Origin of the sequence: Staphylococcus sp. LKG3-1 (genome assembly GCF_048568385.1) — a bacterium.
GTDB lineage: Bacteria > Bacillota > Bacilli > Staphylococcales > Staphylococcaceae > Staphylococcus > Staphylococcus saprophyticus.
Map to the genome: position 1 here is coordinate 1,162,487 of NZ_CP183796.1, position 20,415 is coordinate 1,182,901.

Consider the following 20,415-nt stretch of genomic DNA (forward strand, 5'->3'; position numbering starts at 1 on the left):
TTATAAAAAAAGAACAAGAATGAAATCAAAACTTTAAGTTTGATTTCATTCTTGCCCTATTTATACAATATATGATTTCATGCATTTAAATTAGATATTACAATAGCACTACTAATTAGCTGTTAATCATATGCTCTTTATTCAACTGTTACTGATTTAGCTAAGTTACGTGGTTTATCAACATCTAAATCTCTGTGTAATGCTGCATAGTATGAAATCAATTGTAATGCAACAACTGAAACTAATGGTGTTAATAGTTCGTGCACATGTGGAATAACATATGAATCGCCTTCTTTATTCAAGCCATCCATTGAAATAATACATGGGTTTGCACCACGTGCAACTACTTCTTTCACGTTACCACGAATAGACAAGTTGACTCTTTCTTGTGTAGCAAGTGCAATAATTGGTGTACCTTCTTCAATTAAAGCAATCGTACCGTGTTTTAATTCACCACCAGCAAATCCTTCAGCTTGAATGTACGAAATTTCTTTTAATTTTAATGCGCCTTCTAAACTGACATTGTAGTCTCCAGTACGACCGATAAAGAACGCATTACGCGTTGTTCTTAAGAAATCTGTTGCAATTTGTTCCATAATATCTGCATCATCTACGATTGTTTCGATTGCAGTTGTTACTTTTGCTAATTCACGTAATAAACTTACATCAACATCTTTACCATGCTCTTTAGCAACGATTTGTGACAAGATAGATAATACTGCAATTTGTGCTGTATAAGCTTTAGTAGATGCTACTGCAATTTCAGGACCTGCATGTAACAATAATGTATGATTTGATTCACGTGATAATGTTGAACCAGCTACATTAGTGATTGTTAATGATTTATGACCTAAGCGGTTTGTTTCAACAAGCACGGCACGGCTATCTGCTGTTTCTCCTGATTGAGAAATGTAGATAAATAGTGGGTTCTCAGAAAGTAAAGGTGTATTATATACAAACTCAGAAGAAACATGCACTTCTGTAGGGACACCAGCCCATTTTTCAATAAATTCTTTACCTACTAAACCAGCATGATAGCTTGTTCCGGCAGCAATGATATAGATACGATCTGCTTCGGCAACATCTTTAATCACTTCTGGATCCATCTTCAAGTTACCCTCTTCATCTTGGTACTCTTGGATAATACGACGCATCACTGCAGGTTGTTCGTGAATTTCTTTTAACATATAGTGATCATAAACGCCTTTTTCTGCGTCTGCTGCATCTATTTGTGCAGTATATGCTTCTCTTTCTTGAACTTGACCCTCTTGATTTTTGATAATGACTTCGTCACGTTTAACAATAACGATTTCATGGTCATGAATTTCTTTATAACGATTTGTAACTTGTAACATAGCAATTGCATCTGATGCAATAACGTTAAAGTCATCACCTACACCGATTAATAATGGTGATTTATTTTTAGCTACATAAATTGTATCTTTATCTTCATTATCAATTAATCCTAAAGCGTATGAACCGTCTAATAGTGAAACAACTTTTGTAAATGCTGCTTCTGTATCAAGGCCACTATTTGAGAAATATTCTACAAGTTGAACAATGACTTCTGTATCTGTTTCAGAAATAAATGATACATCTGATAAGTATTCGTTTCTTAATTCTTCATAATTTTCAATTACACCATTATGAACTAATGTAAAACGTTCCGTCGTTGATTGATGCGGATGTGAATTTTCATAATTTGGCACACCATGTGTAGCCCAACGTGTATGACCAATACCTACATTACCGTCAGTAGCTTCACTATCTGCAACTTTTCTTAATTCTGCGATACGACCCTTTGCTTTGAATATTGAAGTACCTTCATCATTTACCACTGCTACACCAGCTGAGTCGTAACCTCTATATTCTAATTTTTCTAAACCTTTTAATAATAATTCTTTGGCATTATCTTGCCCAATATATCCAACAATTCCACACATTTTAAAATTTCCTCCAATTTAATGGTGAAGAGATAATTGAACTTCTAGCGAATTCGAACCTGTCCAATTTAATATAAACCATCGAAGGCAGACTTATCCCTATATTTATCATATAGAAATTGAAAATACCTTGATGGCAATGGTTATCTCATTCACCGTATATTTTTATATTTAATTTTTGGCTATCTTATTAACTTTGTGCACCAGGTTACCCTAATGTTTTCCTTAATAAGTTAACGAATGAGCCACATCCGGGATAGCATCCGCCGATGGTTCGATAACTACCCTCCTCGTCTACAAACTTCGATTATCGTGTCTATTAAGATTTCTGTTATAAACCTTAAATTACAAACACATAACCTCTTCACTTGTACAGGCGCTTTAATTGAACTAACGCTTAAACTGTCCTCCTTCCTATCAATATTATTAATTGTACAATGTTCTTATTACTTAATGCAAATAATTTATTAACAATTTATTTACAAAATAACTTTGTGCTTAATCAGTGACATTTAACATGTAATATCCATATTTATGAAGTGTCCAGTTATATTCACAAACTTGTCAAAGATACTGTGACAAATTTGATATTACTTTCTATTGTTTATTCCCCTGTCCCCCCATACAATAAAGTTATAAATAAAAAGAGAAAAAGAGGTGCAATTCTATGTCACAAACAGAGACGCAAGAAAACAAAGGTCTTGGACGTAAGGTACAGGCATTTGGTTCATTTTTAAGTAGTATGATTATGCCGAATATCGGTGCATTTATCGCATGGGGCTTTATCGCTGCAATCTTTATTGATGGTGGTTGGTGGCCTAATAAAGATTTAAGTGAATTAGCTGGACCTATGATTTCATATTTAATTCCCTTGCTTATTGCATATAGTGGTGGTCGTTTAATTCACGAAATGCGCGGTGGTATTATTGCTGCTGTTGCAACTATGGGTGTTATCGTAGCATTACCTGATACACCAATGTTACTTGGTGCTATGATTATGGGACCACTTGTAGGTTGGTTAATGAAGAAAACAGATGAGTTTATTCAACCTAGAACACCACAAGGTTTTGAGATGTTATTCAATAATTTCTCAGCTGGTATCTTAGGATTCATCATGACTATTGTTGGATTTAAAATATTAGCTCCAATTATGGAATTTATTATGCATATCTTGTCACTTGCTGTTGAAGCATTGGTACATGCACATTTACTTCCATTAGTAAGTATTATCGTTGAACCTGCTAAGATTGTCTTCTTGAACAATGCAATTAACCATGGGGTTTTCACACCACTTGGTGCAGATCAAGCAGCATCTGCTGGACAATCTATCTTATACACAATTGAATCTAACCCTGGACCTGGTCTTGGTATTTTAGTTGCTTATATGATTTTTGGTAAAGGTACAGCAAAAGCAACATCATATGGCGCAGGGATTATCCACTTCTTAGGTGGTATTCATGAAATTTACTTCCCATACGTATTAATGCGTCCTTTATTATTTATCGCTGTAATCTTAGGTGGTATGACTGGTGTGGCAACTTATTCATTACTTGATTTCGGCTTCAAGAGTCCTGCCTCACCTGGTTCATTCATCGTTTATATGTTGAACGCGCCTAAAGGTGAATTCTTACACATGGTGCTTGGTGTACTCTTAGCAGCAATCGTATCATTTATCGTGGCAGCACTTATTTTGAAATTCACAAAAGAGCCTGAAGAAGACTTAGAAGCAGCTACCGAAAAAATGGAAGCTTCAAAAGGGAAAAAATCAAGTGTATCTTCTAAGCTAAAAGGGAATGAAGATAATAATGCAACTTCAACTACCGCTTCTACTTCAACTTCAGAAAATAATGAAGAACAATCAGAAGAAGCATTGTTAGATAATTATGATACTGAAAATGTAGACGCACATGATTATAGTAAAGTGAATCATGTTATATTTGCTTGTGACGCTGGTATGGGATCAAGTGCTATGGGTGCAAGTATGTTACGTAATAAATTTAAAAAAGCAGGCATCCAAGATGTAAATGTTACAAATACTGCAATCAATCAATTGCCTAGCGATGCACAACTTGTTATCACTCAGAAGAAACTTACTGACAGAGCAATCAAACAAGTTCCAAATGCAATCCATATCTCTGTAGATAATTTCTTAAACTCTCCTAGATATGATGAATTACTTGAAAATCTTAAAAAATAAATAATCACTATATAGAACAATACTGGAGGGTATGGCTATGTTTTTGAGTACACGTGAAAAAGAAATTATCGAAATGTTAATTAAATATCACGGTCAATATGTCACAATTTACGACATTGCTCAAAACTTAGCTGTATCCTCTCGTACTATTCATAGAGAATTAAAATCAATTGAATCGTTCCTATCTAATTTTGATATAGCATTAGAGCGCGTCACAAAAAAAGGCATACAACTCAATACAAGTGAAGGTGCTCTATCTTCACTGAAACATGCCTTATTGCATGAAAACACCATAGATTTATCACAAGAAGAACAAAAAGTAATCATTTTATATGCATTGATACAATCTGATACCCCTATTAAACAATATGGATTGGCACAAGAAATTGGTGTATCGAATCAAACACTAACGAAACTCTTAGATGAGCTCGATGTGGAACTTGATTTATATCAATTACGTTTACACAAAAAACGTGGAGAAGGTATTCAATTACATGGCGCAGAATCTAAAAAACGTGAATTATTAAGTCAATTAATGGTCAATAACCTAAATAGTACCAGTGTTTATTCCGTAATCGAAAATCACTTTGTTTATCAATCTATTAATCAATCCCAACTAGCTATGGTAGATATGGATAAGATTTTCCAAATTGAACGAATTCTTATGGACCATCTCGATCAATTGCCCTACTCATTGACTGAGTCTAGTTATTTAACCCTTACAGTGCATATCGTCTTAAGTATTGATCGGATGTTAAATGGTCAGTATGTTGCATTGAACGACGATATTTATCAAAGTGTTAAAGATTCATTTGAACATGAGGTGGCACAAGCGCTTGCACTACATCTTGAGCATATATACGGGGTTCAGTTTAATCAAGCCGAAGTGACTTTTATTACGATTCACCTCCGCGGCGCAAAACGAAAAGAATCTGCAGAAGTATTTAAAGACAGTAAAGATGAATCAAAAATCGAAAAATTCATACAGTCAGTCACGCATTTTTCACAGCAAACATTTAAAGATACTGAAACTTTAAGCGAAGGTTTAAAATTGCATATCATTCCAGCTATTAATAGATTAAATGCCAATATTGAAACATATAATCCATTAACTGAAATGATTAAGCACAAATATCCGCGATTATTTGAAAGTGTACATCGCGCCTTATTACAAACTTGGCCAGATTTTACATTTCCAGATAGTGAAATTGCATTTATTGTTTTACATTTTGGTGGCGCTATTCAAAGCCAAGGTGCTCACTTATATAATGTGCTGGTCGTATGTAGTAGTGGTATAGGTACGAGTCGTTTACTTGCTACGCGTTTGCAACAAACCTTTAGCGAAATCCAAAAAACTACACAGGCTTCTGTGGGTGATTTAAAAGAAATGGATACATCACAATTTGATGCAATTATTTCTACTGTAGATATCGATATTACAACCCCTTATATTACAGTAAATCCCCTACTACCTGATGCAGATATCAATCATGTTGCAGCGTTCTTAAATACACAGCAACATCAATTTAAGCATCAAGCTATTGAACCGAAGCATCATAATATTTTAAATCCTGAAGACAAACTAAATTATATACGAAAAGGTTTAGAAATTATCGATTCGGTAAATATTGACTACACAATGGTATCAGATTGGAGTCAGTATTTAACATCAACATTATTATCACATCAAATTATTACGGATGGGCCGTCATTCGCTGAACTTATTAAGCAACATATGGACAGTCAAGGGTTTGTTTTAGAACCCTACCCTATCGCTATACCTCATTTAAAAAATGATATCATCAAAAAACCATTCATACTTATAACGATTTTAAATGAGCCTATTGTGCTTAAAAGTAATCAAAATGGCAATCAATCCGTGAGATATTTATTAAATATGTTTGTACCTCCCGATGACACCATGTCTCAATTGGTAAGTGAAATATCTGGAAAAATGGTAGAGCATCTTGATAATATCGATGGATTTATGGAAAGACCCGAACAACTTCAAGTTTTATTGAAGCAAAGTTATCTGATACAATTACAAAATTTATTAAATATGGAGTGAAGACAATGAGCGAATTATTTAGCAATGAAAATATTTTTATTAACCAAACAGTAAAGGATCAAAACGAAGCTATTGAAAAAGCAGGTCATGCCTTAGTATCTAGCGGTGCAGTGACTGAAGATTATATTCAAGCTATGAAAGATCGTGAACAAGTTGTATCTACATTTATGGGTAATGGTTTAGCCATTCCACACGGTACAGATGAAGCTAAAACAAGCGTATTAAAATCTGGTCTAACTTTAATTCAAATTCCTGAAGGTGTCGATTGGGAAGGTGAAGAAGTTAAAGTTGTCGTAGGTATTGCTGGTAAAGATGGCGAACATTTAGATTTACTTTCTAAAATTGCGATTACTTTTAGTGAAGAAGAAAACGTTGATCGTATTATTAATGCATCATCTGCTGAAGAAATCAAACAAGTCTTTGAGGAGGCTGAAGCATAATGAAAGCATTACACTTTGGTGCAGGTAATATTGGTCGTGGTTTTATTGGATATATTCTTGCGGATAACGATGTAAAAGTTACTTTTGCTGATGTGAACGAAGAAATTATAAATGCTTTAGATAAAGAACATCAATATGATGTCATCCTAGCAGATGAAGCAAAAACAACTACACGTGTGCATAATGTCGATGCAATTAATTCAGGTGGCCCTTCTGAAAGCCTAAAACAAGCCGTATTAGAAGCAGATTTAATTACTACTGCTGTAGGCGTTAATATCTTGCCTATTATTGCAAAATCATTTGCACCTTATTTAAAGGAAAAAGAGACGCCAGTTAATATTGTTGCTTGTGAAAATGCAATAATGGCCACAAATACATTAAAAGATGCCATTTTAGATATCACTGGTCCTTTAGGTGATCATATTCACTTTGCAAACTCTGCTGTCGATCGTATCGTTCCTTTACAAACAAATGATAATCTTTTAGATGTTATCGTTGAACCATTTTACGAATGGGTAATTGAAAAAGATGCTTGGTTTGGTCCAGAATTAGATCATATTAAATATGTAGACAATTTAACGCCATACATTGAACGTAAATTACTCACTGTTAACACTGGTCATGCTTATCTTGCTTATGCAGGTAGATTTTATGGCCAACCAACAATATTAGATGCTGTTAATGATGATAATATTAGACATGGTTTAGAAAATGTTCTAAAAGAAACAAGTCAATATATTACAACACAATTCAATTTTACAGAAAGTGAACAAGCTCAATACGTTGATAAAATCATTGGTCGTTTCAAAAACCCTAATTTATCAGACGAAGTAACACGTGTTGGACGAGGCACTATGCGTAAAATTGGACCACAAGATAGAATCATTAAACCACTATCTTATTTATACCAAAATAATTTGAAACATGATGCACTCATCAAAACAGCGGCATTATTATTAAAATATGATGATACCAATGATCAAGAAACAGTTGAAAAAAATGAGTACATTGATAAACATGGTGTAGAAGGCTTCTTGAAATCATTTGCTAAAACAGATGATCAATTAACTTCAGAAATAGTAAAAGAATATAATGTATTGTAAAATTAATCTATAATTAAAAAAGCACGGATAAGCTTAATTCAGCCTATTCGTACTTTTTTATATCAAAATTATTTTTAGAGCCACTTTTTAGAACTACTTTTTAGAACTACTTTCACATTTTATGTGAATTAGTAGTTCTTATGCATGAGCTTAGCTCGTGTAATCCTTAATCATTCTAGTAGTTCTTATGCATGAGCTTAGCTCATGTAATCCTTAATCATTCTAGTAGTCTTATACATGTGCCTTAGCTTATATAATATTAAACTATTTTCAATACAATAACATCTACTACTCTATTAAGAAAGAGACTGAGGCATCTATTTATGTCCCAGTCTCTTTCCTTTAAAATATATTAATTGTCTAAGCCCATTTTATCTTGGACTACTTCAGCAATTGTATTGGCATAACGTTGCGCATCCTCATCTGTCGCAGCTTCAACCATTACACGAACAAGGGGTTCTGTACCTGATGGTCTTACTAAGATACGGCCTTCTCCATTCATTTCAACTTCAACCTTAGTCATTATTTCCTGTACATCTATATTCTCTTCAACACGATATTTATCAGTAACACGAACGTTGACTAATGATTGAGGATATTTCTTCATTTGACTTGTAAGTTGACTCAAGCTTTTACCAGTCATTTTAATGATACTTGCAAGTTGTACACCTGTTAACAAGCCATCACCCGTTGTATTATAATCCATTAATACAATATGACCTGATTGCTCTCCACCAAGATTATAGTTACCACGTCTCATCTCCTCAACAACATAACGATCTCCAACTTTTGTTTTATTTGATTGGATACCTTCATTCTCAAGTGCTTTATAGAAACCTAAGTTACTCATAACTGTAGAAACAATCATATTATTATTTAATTCCTGATTCTTACTCATAGCTTGACCAATAATAAACATAATTTGATCACCATCTACGATATTTCCCTTTTCATCGATAGCAATTAATCTATCACCATCACCATCAAAGGCTAATCCAAAATCACACTCAGATTCTACAACGACTTTAGCAAGTGATTCAGGATGTGTTGATCCTACTTCTTGATTAATATTATAACCGTTAGGATTACATCCAATTGTTACTGTATCAGCTTCTAAGTCACCAAATAGAAATGGTGCAAGTGATGAAGTCGAACCATGTGCACCATCTAGTGCAATTTTCATACCTGCTAAATCAACGTCTACAGTCGATTTTAAATAACTAATATATTTTTGCGCACCCTCAAAGTAGTCTGAGTAATGTACGATGTCTTCACCAACCGGTCTTGGTAAATCAGGGTTATCTTGATCTAATAAATGTTCGATTTCTTGTTCTTGATCATCTGATAATTTAAATCCATCAGAACCAAAGAATTTAATCCCATTGTCTGGTACTGGATTATGAGAAGCTGAAATCATTACACCAAGATCAGCCTCCATTTCACGTGTTAAATAAGCCACACCAGGTGTTGAAATAACACCTAAACGCATAACCTCTGCACCAATAGAAATCAATCCAGCAATTAAAGCAGATTCTAGCATTTCACCAGAAACACGTGTATCTCTACCTACTAGTACTTTAGGATGCTTTTCACCTTCATTATGTGCTAAAACATAGCCACCATAGCGTCCTAATTTAAACGCAAGTTCTGGCGTTAATTCTTTATTTGCAACGCCCCTTACGCCATCTGTACCAAAATATTTAGCCATTATATATATCTCCTTTATTTTAAAAATCTATTTAACTGTTATTTTTGCAGTGGTATCTTTCGGACTAACTTTTGTGACCTTATCTGGAACTTGGAAATCTACCTTTTCCTCAGTTGTATCTGAAATGCCATCCAAATTAATTCTTGCTGTAATTTCATCAATGTCATCTAAGTCGTCTTTGTTACCATAGATTTCAACTTCGTTATCATCTAATTTAATATCTTTAACTTCTTGTCCATTTGAAAGCGAACCAACAGATTTCATTTTCACTTTTACTTTTTTACTATAATCTTCTACTTTAACACTTAAATTGACTTCATTAGGGTCAATTGAAACATCAATTTTGTTTAAGTTTCTATCAAATGCTGTTATTTTCGCAACGTCTGTAGTGTCTTTTGAAACTTTACTTTTGTTTTTATAAGTAGCTTTTAAATAAGCGATTTTATCTAGTTGCTTTTGTCCACCTGTAACTTTAACTGTATCAGGTGAAACGCTTTGTTCACTTATTTTATAGTTAGAATTCAAATCGTTATTACTTACATCTGGTTCAATTTTAAATGTTTTACTTACTTTTTCTTCCAGTGAAACAGTTGTTTCTTTTGGTTTCACTGTGTAATCAATATCTTTGTTTAATCCATTAATTTTAAATTGAGCTGTATGTTTACCAGCTTTTTCACCACTAAGATCTAAAATAGCTCTAATGTTTTCACCATTTTCTGCTTTTAAAACTTGTGATTGTGGTCCAGAAATTTCAACATCTACTTTATTTGGAACTTCACTTGCATAAAGTTCTTTATTATTGTATTTCACTTGAACTGGCACATCTTGAATAGTTTCAGATGATTTTTGACTTAAGTTATCTGCATCAAAAATATTTCCAAACATGTTATTAGCTGACAAGAAAAATAATACAGCTAACATCAATGCGATTAATCTTAAACCCCATTTACTCTCTAACATATTAGTTCACACCTTTCTCATGAAAGTGTGTGCCAAACCAATGTTCAGCTAGTAGTTCTTCAAAAGCTTCATTAGAAATATCTTTTCTCAATTTACCATCAAATGTAACAGAAATCGAACCCGTTTCTTCAGATACAACTACAGTAAATGCATCTGATACTTCTGAGATACCAACTGCTGCTCTGTGTCTTGTACCTAAACTTTTTGCTATTTTTTCGCTATCAGATAACGGTAAATAACATGCTGCACTTGCAATTTTATTTGCTTGAATAATCATTGCACCATCGTGTAATGGCGTATTTGGTATAAACACATTCGTTAATAATTCTTGTGATATTTCTGAATTCATAGCAATACCAGTTTCAATATAATCCTGTAAACCTGTTTCCTTTTCAAAAACAATCAAAGCACCTATACGACGTTTAGCCATATATTGTACAGCTTTTGACACAGATGATATTAATTTATCTTCATCACTATTTAAATTCGTAGAATATCGTTTGAATAAACTGCCTCGACCAAGTTGTTCTAAGGCACGTCTGATTTCTGGCTGGAATATTACAATTAATGCTAATACACCCCATTGAATAACTAAATCAAATAAACGGGATGTTGCTGTTAAGTTAAGCATTTTACTCAATTGTTGGCCAATCACTATCACGACAATACCTTTTAATAGTTGAATGGCTTTGGTACCTTTAAAAACTGTAATGAGAAGATAAAGTACATACCATACGATGAGTAAATCGAGTACACTAGCAATAATTTTTACTGTACTCCAGTCGTCAAAAAAGTTGGATAAATCCATAACATCTCCTCCGGTTATCTGTTCCCATGTTACCTATTATACCAATCATAACACTAACTGTCATATTTAGTATTTATTTTTTATCTAAAATAAACGAAAACGGATGTAGAAGGCATCTACATCCGTTTGCTTTATTATTTATAATAACGTTTCTCCAAAGAAGCTGCCTACAAGCCCAACAGCTTGTTCAGCTGTATCATTATTATGATCTATTAATGGGTTAACTTCTACAAGATCCATTGAAGTTACTAAATTAGAATTATGTAGTAATTCTAACGCAAAATGACTTTCACGATAAGTTAGTCCACCTAATACTCTAGTACCTGTACCAGGTGTTTCAACTGGATCTAAAGCATCAACATCCAGAGATAGATGAATGCCATCTGTTTTTTCTTTCAAGTAGTCTATTGTTTCTTCAATGACTTGTTTAATACCATATCTATCTACTTCAGCCATCGTATATGTTTTAATATTATTGTCTTTAATATATTGTCTTTCGCCTACATCCAAGTCTCTCATACCAATGAGAACGATATTCTCAGGTTTTACTTTGGGCGCATAATTAGCAATGTTGACTAACTTGTCATCCCCATCGCCAGCAAGTATTCTTAAAGGCATACCATGGATGTTTCCTGAAGGTGACTCTTCTGGTATATTTAAATCTCCATGCGCGTCATACCATATAACTCCTAAATTTTCATAATGCTTACTGACTCCAGAAATAGAACCAATCGCAATAGAATGGTCACCACCTAAAATTAATGGAAAATGGTTATTTGATAAACTATTGGAAACAGACTGACTTAATGTTTCAGATGTTTCAATAATTTCCTCTAAATTTCGTAGTCCTTGTTGCTCTGAATTGAATTTATTTAAATTAAGTTCTGGTACATTTATATTGCCAGAATCTTTTACAGTTAATCCAATCGCTTCAATTCTTGCTACTATACCAGCATAACGTATTGCATCTGGACCAAGGTTTACCCCTAATTTCCTTTGTCCAAATGTAGATGGTGCACCTATAATTTCTACTGTTTTGTTCATCTATAAAACCCCTTTGTTGTTATCTTGTTACTAGAATAATCTAAAGCGTTTGAGTTTTCAACCTTGGGTAATACAGTACATTTAGCTATTTCATTTCTTTTTACATATAAAACCACTTTAATGATTTATCATTCAATAAAATGATGATAAACACACTGTTTTTACTATTTTCAATCATAATATTGTATAAAAAGAAAATGATAAATTTAATTTCAACAAAGCGATAATTAATTTAAAACATAAAAAAAGTACTTCTCATATGAGAAGTACTTAAGAGTGAGCCATAGTGGGCTCGAACCACTGACCCTCTGATTAAAAGTCAGATGCTCTACCAACTGAGCTAATGGCTCTAATGGCTGGGCTAGCTGGATTCGAACCAGCGCGTGATGGAGTCAAAGTCCATTGCCTTACCGCTTGGCTATAGCCCATTAATGGTGGAGGGGGGCAGATTCGAACTGCCGAACCCGAAGGAGCGGATTTACAGTCCGCCGCGTTTAGCCACTTCGCTACCCCTCCAAGCTATTCAATTAAGAATGGTGGAGAATGACGGGTTCGAACCGCCGACCCTCTGCTTGTAAGGCAGATGCTCTCCCAGCTGAGCTAATTCTCCTAATATGTATGACCCCGACGGGACTCGAACCCGTGTTACCGCCGTGAAAGGGCGGTGTCTTAACCGCTTGACCACGGGGCCATAATGGCTCCACAGGTAGGACTCGAACCTACGACCGATCGGTTAACAGCCGATAGCTCTACCACTGAGCTACTGTGGAATAATCAAATTGCCTGGCAACGTCCTACTCTTGCGGAACGTAAGTCCGACTACCATCGGCGCTAAGGAGCTTAACTTCTGTGTTCGGCATGGGAACAGGTGTGACCTCCTTGCCATTGTCACCAGACAATGAAATGTATGAAATTATACATTCAAAACTAGATAGTAAGTAAAATATGATTCAAGCAAACAAAACATTTAAAATTTGATTAAGTCTTCGATCGATTAGTATTCGTCAGCTGCACATATCGCTATGCTTCCACCTCGAACCTATTAACCTCATCATCTTTGAGGGATCTTATAACCGAAGTTGGGAAATCTCATCTTGAGGGGGGCTTCATGCTTAGATGCTTTCAGCACTTATCCCGTCCATACATAGCTACCCAGCGATGCCGTTGGCACGACAACTGGTACACCAGAGGTATGTCCATCCCGGTCCTCTCGTACTAAGGACAGCTCCTCTCAAATTTCCTACGCCCACGACGGATAGGGACCGAACTGTCTCACGACGTTCTGAACCCAGCTCGCGTACCGCTTTAATGGGCGAACAGCCCAACCCTTGGGACCGACTACAGCCCCAGGATGCGATGAGCCGACATCGAGGTGCCAAACCTCCCCGTCGATGTGAACTCTTGGGGGAGATAAGCCTGTTATCCCCGGGGTAGCTTTTATCCGTTGAGCGATGGCCCTTCCATGCGGAACCACCGGATCACTAAGTCCGTCTTTCGACCCTGCTCGACTTGTAAGTCTCGCAGTCAAGCTTCCTTATGCCTTTACACTCTATGAATGATTTCCAACCATTCTGAGGAAACCTTTGAGCGCCTCCGTTACTCTTTAGGAGGCGACCGCCCCAGTCAAACTGCCCATCTGACACTGTCTCCCACCATGATAAATGGTGCGGGTTAGAAATCCAACACAGCGAGGGTAGTATCCCACCAACGCCTCCACGTAAGCTAGCGCTCACGTATCTCAGGCTCCTACCTATCCTGTACAAGCTGTGCCGAATTTCAATATCAGACTACAGTAAAGCTCCACGGGGTCTTTCCGTCCTGTCGCGGGTAACCTGCATCTTCACAGGTACTATGATTTCACCGAGTCTCTCGTTGAGACAGTGCCCAAATCGTTACGCCTTTCGTGCGGGTCGGAACTTACCCGACAAGGAATTTCGCTACCTTAGGACCGTTATAGTTACGGCCGCCGTTTACTGGGGCTTCGATTCGTAGCTTCGCAGAAGCTAACCACTCCTCTTAACCTTCCAGCACCGGGCAGGCGTCAGCCCCTATACATCACCTTACGGTTTAGCAGAGACCTGTGTTTTTGATAAACAGTCGCTTGGGCCTATTCACTGCGGCTCTCCTGGGCGTTAACCCTAAAGAGCACCCCTTCTCCCGAAGTTACGGGGTCATTTTGCCGAGTTCCTTAACGAGAGTTCGCTCGCTCACCTTAGAATTCTCATCTTGACTACCTGTGTCGGTTTGCGGTACGGGCACCACAATTCTAGCTAGAGGCTTTTCTTGGCAGTGTGAAATCAACGACTCGAGGAAACAATTTCCTCTCCCCATCACAGCTCAATCTTAAGAGTGCCGGATTTGCCTAACACTCAATCTCACTGCTTGGACGTACAATCCAATCGTACGCTTCGCCTATCCTACTGCGTCCCCCCATCGCTTAAAACGAATAATGGTGGTACAGGAATATCAACCTGTTATCCATCGCCTACGCCTATCGGCCTCAGCTTAGGACCCGACTAACCCAGAGCGGACGAGCCTTCCTCTGGAAACCTTAGTCAATCGGTGGACGGGATTCTCACCCGTCTTTCGCTACTCACACCGGCATTCTCACTTCTAAGCGCTCCACATGTCCTTGCGATCATGCTTCAACGCCCTTAGAACGCTCTCCTACCATTGTCCTTACGGACAATCCACAGCTTCGGTAATATGTTTAGCCCCGGTACATTTTCGGCGCAGTGTCACTCGACTAGTGAGCTATTACGCACTCTTTAAATGATGGCTGCTTCTAAGCCAACATCCTAGTTGTCTGGGCAACGCCACATCCTTTTCCACTTAACATATATTTTGGGACCTTAGCTGGTGGTCTGGGCTGTTTCCCTTTCGAACACGGACCTTATCACCCGCGTTCTGACTCCCAAGTTAAATTGATTGGCATTCGGAGTTTGTCTGAATTCGGTAACCCGATAAGGGCCCCTCGTCCAAACAGTGCTCTACCTCCAATAATCATCACTTGAGGCTAGCCCTAAAGCTATTTCGGAGAGAACCAGCTATCTCCAGGTTCGATTGGAATTTCTCCGCTACCCACAACTCATCCGCTCACTTTTCAACGTAAGTCGGTTCGGTCCTCCATTCAGTGTTACCTGAACTTCAACCTGGTCATGGGTAGATCACCTGGTTTCGGGTCTACGACCAAATACTCAACGCCCTATTCAGACTCGCTTTCGCTACGGCTCCACATTCACTGCTTAACCTTGCATCAAATCGTAACTCGCCGGTTCATTCTACAAAAGGCACGCCATCACCCATTAACGGGCTCTGACTACTTGTAAGCACACGGTTTCAAGTTCTATTTCACTCCCCTTCCGGGGTACTTTTCACCTTTCCCTCACGGTACTGGTTCACTATCGGTCACTAGAGAGTATTTAGCCTTGGGAGATGGTCCTCCCAGATTCCGACGGAATTTCTCGTGTTCCGTCGTACTCAGGATCCACTCAAGAGTGAACAAACTTTCGACTACAGGATTATTACCTTCTTTGATTCATCTTTCCAGATGATTCGTCTAGTCTGTTCTTTTGTAACTCCGTATAGAGTGTCCTACAACCCCAACAAGCAAGCTCGTTGGTTTGGGCTCTTCCCGTTTCGCTCGCCGCTACTCAGGGAATCGATTTTTCTTTCTCTTCCTGCGGGTACTAAGATGTTTCAGTTCTCCGCGTCTGCCTTCAGATATGCTATGTATTCACATATCGATAACACGACATAACTCGTGCTGGGTTTCCCCATTCGGAAATCTCTGGATCAAAGCTTACTTACAGCTCCCCAAAGCATATCGTCGTTAGTAACGTCCTTCGTCGGCTTCTAGTGCCAAGGCATCCACCGTGCGCCCTTAATAACTTAATCTTTTTTGACTTTCAACACGAACAAGTCGGTTGAAAACCCAAAATGTTATTAATCTGTGAGTGTTCTTTCGAACACTAGCGATTATTTCTTTTTGAATTCAAAGCTTGTTAAAAAACTCTAATTCACTCGGTTTTGCATGGTAAAATCATAAATTTTACTTACTTATCTAGTTTTCAATGTACAAAATAATGCAATGAATACTCCAATGAGCATTCAAAACTGAATACAATATGTCAATGCTATTCCTGCATCTTCGTAAGAAGATGTTCCGAATATATCCTTAGAAAGGAGGTGATCCAGCCGCACCTTCCGATACGGCTACCTTGTTACGACTTCACCCCAATCATTTGTCCCACCTTCGACGGCTAGCTCCATAAATGGTTACTCCACCGGCTTCGGGTGTTACAAACTCTCGTGGTGTGACGGGCGGTGTGTACAAGACCCGGGAACGTATTCACCGTAGCATGCTGATCTACGATTACTAGCGATTCCAGCTTCATGTAGTCGAGTTGCAGACTACAATCCGAACTGAGAACAACTTTATGGGATTTGCATGACCTCGCGGTTTAGCTGCCCTTTGTATTGTCCATTGTAGCACGTGTGTAGCCCAAATCATAAGGGGCATGATGATTTGACGTCATCCCCACCTTCCTCCGGTTTGTCACCGGCAGTCAACCTAGAGTGCCCAACTTAATGATGGCAACTAAGCTTAAGGGTTGCGCTCGTTGCGGGACTTAACCCAACATCTCACGACACGAGCTGACGACAACCATGCACCACCTGTCACTTTGTCCCCCGAAGGGGAAGGCTCTATCTCTAGAGTTTTCAAAGGATGTCAAGATTTGGTAAGGTTCTTCGCGTTGCTTCGAATTAAACCACATGCTCCACCGCTTGTGCGGGTCCCCGTCAATTCCTTTGAGTTTCAACCTTGCGGTCGTACTCCCCAGGCGGAGTGCTTAATGCGTTAGCTGCAGCACTAAGGGGCGGAAACCCCCTAACACTTAGCACTCATCGTTTACGGCGTGGACTACCAGGGTATCTAATCCTGTTTGATCCCCACGCTTTCGCACATCAGCGTCAGTTACAGACCAGAAAGTCGCCTTCGCCACTGGTGTTCCTCCATATCTCTGCGCATTTCACCGCTACACATGGAATTCCACTTTCCTCTTCTGCACTCAAGTTTCCCAGTTTCCAATGACCCTCCACGGTTGAGCCGTGGGCTTTCACATCAGACTTAAGAAACCGCCTACGCGCGCTTTACGCCCAATAATTCCGGATAACGCTTGCCACCTACGTATTACCGCGGCTGCTGGCACGTAGTTAGCCGTGGCTTTCTGATTAGGTACCGTCAAGACGTGCACAGTTACTTACACGTTTGTTCTTCCCTAATAACAGAGTTTTACGAGCCGAAACCCTTCATCACTCACGCGGCGTTGCTCCGTCAGGCTTTCGCCCATTGCGGAAGATTCCCTACTGCTGCCTCCCGTAGGAGTCTGGACCGTGTCTCAGTTCCAGTGTGGCCGATCACCCTCTCAGGTCGGCTACGTATCGTCGCCTTGGTAAGCCGTTACCTTACCAACTAGCTAATACGGCGCGGGTCCATCTATAAGTGATAGCAAAACCATCTTTCACTTTAGAACCATGCGGTTCCAAATGTTATCCGGTATTAGCTCCGGTTTCCCGAAGTTATCCCAGTCTTATAGGTAGGTTACCCACGTGTTACTCACCCGTCCGCCGCTAACGTCAAAGGAGCAAGCTCCTTATCTGTTCGCTCGACTTGCATGTATTAGGCACGCCGCCAGCGTTCATCCTGAGCCAGGATCAAACTCTCCATAAATGAATTATGATGTTTGATTAGCTCATAAAATACTAATTTGTGTTATCTCTAACACTTGTTTTGAACCAACAATTTAATGTTGCGTTCGGAATTAACGTTGACATATTGCAATTCAGTTTTCAATGTTCATTTAAATAGTTGCTTCATTACTATATCATTTTTGTTGACAACTTGTCAACAAAAAATTAATATTTTTTAAATGAGTAATTAACATTACTTTAATAATATTAAATTATTATTAAGATTATTTCAAGTATATTTTTTACACTTTTTATAATTTCTTTAAATAATGTTGTTGCCGTTTTTGACGACTTTTAAATAATATCAATTCCTCAATGGAAAGTCAATATTTAATTTAAGATTTTGTGATTTCTTTCGTTCGCTTATTTAGTAGCAATTGTTTGCCACAAGAAACTATTCTACCACCATTTTAAAAAATTGCAATAAAAAAATGGATAGAAATTAAAATAATCTCTATCCATTACTGAAATGACTTATTTTGTCGTTTTATCAATGATTTGTTGTGCCATGGATTGATAGATTTCACCGAGTCGATCATCAGCTTGATAAATTGAAGGTGCAAAGTCTTTTGGATTCCAAGATGGTTGTTCTAACGGGAGATGTCCTAGCAAGTCAGTTTGTAGTTCTTCTGCAAGTTTTTCTCCGCCACCAGTACCGAATACATATTCTTTATTCCCTGTTTCTTTACTTTGGAAATAAGACATATTTTCGATTACACCTAGAATAGAATGTTCTGTATGTTTAGCCATTGCGCCAGCACGGGCTGCGACAAATGCTGCTGTTGGATGTGGCGTTGTCACTATAATTTCCTTACTTGAAGGTAGCATCGTATGAACATCTAATGCAATATCTCCTGTGCCTGGAGGTAGATCTAAGATAAGGTAGTCTAAATCTCCCCATCTAACTTCTACAAAGAAATTAGTTAACATTTTACCTAGCATGGGTCCTCTCCAAATCACTGGTGCATTCTCTTCTACAAAGAATGCCATTGAGATCACTTTCACACCATGACGTTCTACGGGAATGATTTCTTTGCCTTGTACACCTGGTTTCTCATCAATTCCCATCATATCTGGAACACTAAAACCGTAGATATCAGCATCTACTAAGCCTACTTTTTTACCTTCACGCGCTAATGATACTGCTAGATTAACAGCGACTGTTGATTTACCAACGCCCCCTTTACCAGAAGCAATAGCGATAAATTCTACTGGATTATCTTTTGAAAGTAATCCTTCAATGGTTTGATTTTCGTTTTCGCCAGAGCCACGATATTGCTCAACAACATCACTCGGCAATTCTTCAAATCTGATGCCAACCGTGTTTGCTCCATTTTCCTTTAATACTTCTACAATAGCCATTTGCAAATCTAATTGCGGTTGTCCACCTAATTGCGCCATTGCTACTTTAACACTAACGTGTTCTATCTCTTCTTTAATAGTAACTTCTACTATTCCATCTGTTTCTTTTAATGGTACATCTATTATTGGATCTTTTAATTCTCCAACAAGTTCTTTAACTTGCGCTATCGTTAACACAAAGCGTCCCCCTCTTATTTAAATATCAATTATATTTTAACAAACAAAACTAACATTTGCTTTAAATAGTTTAATTTAAGTATAAATATAATTTGTTCAATAAAAAAGCAGTTAGCTCAATCTATTCTTAATATTAGAATAATAAGCTAACTACTTTCACTTTAGATCAATGTATTTAAGTTGTTTGTAATTCAAAATATGCAAGATCTTCCTTATGTTTAAGAATATAATGTTCACTTACATTATTTATTTTTTTGATTTAAATTTTTACTATCCGGATAAAATATTTCTTTACAGATGAATAATACGCCAATAATTAATACAATTACCCAAAAGTCGATGTCGATATAGGTATAATTTATGTGCACTATAAAATAAAACAACAATGTAGTTACTAAAAACGTAATTAATTGAAAGGTAAGTCCTTGAAAGTAAGGATTTTCAGGTAATTTTTTTCTAAAATAATCCATTAAATTTTCTACAATGAATAAATTGAAATAGCCTAATACAATATAACTACCGTAATATATCAAGTTATCGTAAAAACTTTTATTATAACCAAAATATGCAAGATGAAAGTAGATTAAAATTCTACTTAATCCGTATAAACCAAATCCTAAAAAAGTTAAAAAAATCGCACCAGAAATAATAAATACAGAAAGCACAATAAGCGTTGTTAATAAATATCTTAAATATTTCATAGCTTACTGTCCTCCCTTTCTTAATCAATCATTGACTATATAAACATATATTTTCTTATATGTGATATGAATGCATTATATATCTTACCATTATAACTTTATATGACCAAACGACAGAAATTCAACTTACTATATTATCATTTGTTATTC

The 20,415-nt window shown here is 37.2% G+C and carries 11 protein-coding genes, 6 tRNA genes and 3 rRNA genes; 4 read left to right on the forward strand and 16 right to left on the reverse strand.

Features of this window, described 5'->3' with window-relative positions; translation table 11 throughout:
- Nucleotides 1-137: 137 nt before the first annotated feature.
- Nucleotides 138-1,943 (reverse strand): glutamine--fructose-6-phosphate transaminase (isomerizing), encoded by a 1,806-nt coding sequence (gene glmS / locus ACM595_RS05825; RefSeq protein ID WP_002482676.1) that lies wholly within the window; start codon nucleotides 1,941-1,943, stop codon nucleotides 138-140.
- A gap of 667 nt (nucleotides 1,944-2,610) precedes the next feature.
- Between glmS and ACM595_RS05830 the strand changes: the two genes are divergently transcribed.
- From ACM595_RS05830 to ACM595_RS05845, 4 genes are read left to right on the forward strand one after another with little or no spacing between them, the layout of a single operon-like run.
- Nucleotides 2,611-4,140, forward strand: coding sequence for a PTS mannitol transporter subunit IICB (locus ACM595_RS05830; protein WP_002482675.1), 1,530 nt, complete (start codon nucleotides 2,611-2,613; stop codon nucleotides 4,138-4,140).
- 37 nt (nucleotides 4,141-4,177) lie between these two features.
- The gene (locus ACM595_RS05835; RefSeq protein ID WP_037538002.1) at nucleotides 4,178-6,208 is read left to right on the forward strand and encodes a BglG family transcription antiterminator; all 2,031 of its coding nucleotides are present in this window, start codon (nucleotides 4,178-4,180) and stop codon (nucleotides 6,206-6,208) included.
- Between the two features lie 5 nt (nucleotides 6,209-6,213).
- On the forward strand, nucleotides 6,214-6,648 hold the full coding sequence (locus ACM595_RS05840) for a PTS sugar transporter subunit IIA (protein ID WP_002482673.1): 435 nt from the start codon (nucleotides 6,214-6,216) through the stop codon (nucleotides 6,646-6,648).
- Nucleotides 6,648-7,751, forward strand: a complete 1,104-nt coding sequence (locus ACM595_RS05845) for a mannitol-1-phosphate 5-dehydrogenase (protein WP_011302636.1) — start codon at nucleotides 6,648-6,650, stop codon at nucleotides 7,749-7,751. Before ACM595_RS05840 ends, ACM595_RS05845 begins: the two co-directional genes overlap by 1 nt.
- A 352-nt stretch (nucleotides 7,752-8,103) precedes the next feature.
- On the opposite strand, the gene glmM is transcribed toward ACM595_RS05845, so the two are convergent.
- The 15 genes from glmM to ACM595_RS05920 all read right to left on the reverse strand — a co-directional run bounded on the left by glmM (nucleotide 8,104) and on the right by ACM595_RS05920 (nucleotide 20,265).
- Nucleotides 8,104-9,459, reverse strand: a complete 1,356-nt coding sequence (gene glmM / locus ACM595_RS05850) for a phosphoglucosamine mutase (protein ID WP_002482671.1) — start codon at nucleotides 9,457-9,459, stop codon at nucleotides 8,104-8,106.
- 27 nt (nucleotides 9,460-9,486) lie between these two features.
- On the reverse strand, nucleotides 9,487-10,419 hold the full coding sequence (locus tag ACM595_RS05855) for a YbbR-like domain-containing protein (RefSeq protein WP_002482670.1): 933 nt from the start codon (nucleotides 10,417-10,419) through the stop codon (nucleotides 9,487-9,489).
- A 1-nt stretch (nucleotide 10,420) separates the two neighbouring features.
- The gene (cdaA, locus tag ACM595_RS05860) at nucleotides 10,421-11,227 is read right to left on the reverse strand and encodes a diadenylate cyclase CdaA (RefSeq protein ID WP_419744474.1); all 807 of its coding nucleotides are present in this window, start codon (nucleotides 11,225-11,227) and stop codon (nucleotides 10,421-10,423) included.
- A gap of 138 nt (nucleotides 11,228-11,365) precedes the next feature.
- Nucleotides 11,366-12,271: an arginase gene (gene rocF, locus ACM595_RS05865; protein WP_002482668.1), complete on the reverse strand. Its 906-nt coding sequence runs from the start codon at nucleotides 12,269-12,271 to the stop codon at nucleotides 11,366-11,368.
- 277 nt (nucleotides 12,272-12,548) lie between these two features.
- Nucleotides 12,549-12,621 (reverse strand) — tRNA-Lys (locus tag ACM595_RS05870).
- 3 nt (nucleotides 12,622-12,624) lie between these two features.
- A tRNA-Gln gene (locus tag ACM595_RS05875) sits at nucleotides 12,625-12,699 on the reverse strand.
- 4 nt (nucleotides 12,700-12,703) lie between these two features.
- Nucleotides 12,704-12,787, reverse strand: a tRNA-Tyr gene (locus ACM595_RS05880).
- 18 nt (nucleotides 12,788-12,805) lie between these two features.
- Nucleotides 12,806-12,881: transfer RNA gene (locus ACM595_RS05885), tRNA-Val, on the reverse strand.
- 9 nt (nucleotides 12,882-12,890) lie between these two features.
- A tRNA-Glu gene (locus tag ACM595_RS05890) sits at nucleotides 12,891-12,962 on the reverse strand.
- A gap of 4 nt (nucleotides 12,963-12,966) precedes the next feature.
- A tRNA-Asn gene (locus tag ACM595_RS05895) sits at nucleotides 12,967-13,041 on the reverse strand.
- 11 nt (nucleotides 13,042-13,052) lie between these two features.
- Nucleotides 13,053-13,167: ribosomal RNA gene (gene rrf, locus ACM595_RS05900) — 5S ribosomal RNA — on the reverse strand.
- A gap of 78 nt (nucleotides 13,168-13,245) precedes the next feature.
- Nucleotides 13,246-16,168 (reverse strand): 23S ribosomal RNA (locus ACM595_RS05905).
- A gap of 284 nt (nucleotides 16,169-16,452) precedes the next feature.
- Nucleotides 16,453-18,005: ribosomal RNA gene (locus tag ACM595_RS05910) — 16S ribosomal RNA — on the reverse strand.
- Together the 16S, 23S and 5S rRNA genes with 6 tRNA genes alongside form the textbook arrangement of a ribosomal RNA operon.
- A 494-nt stretch (nucleotides 18,006-18,499) precedes the next feature.
- Nucleotides 18,500-19,564 (reverse strand): P-loop NTPase, encoded by a 1,065-nt coding sequence (locus ACM595_RS05915; RefSeq protein ID WP_002482667.1) that lies wholly within the window; start codon nucleotides 19,562-19,564, stop codon nucleotides 18,500-18,502.
- Between the two features lie 242 nt (nucleotides 19,565-19,806).
- Nucleotides 19,807-20,265: a SepA family multidrug efflux transporter gene (locus ACM595_RS05920; RefSeq protein ID WP_037537989.1), complete on the reverse strand. Its 459-nt coding sequence runs from the start codon at nucleotides 20,263-20,265 to the stop codon at nucleotides 19,807-19,809.
- Nucleotides 20,266-20,415: the final 150 nt, after the last annotated feature.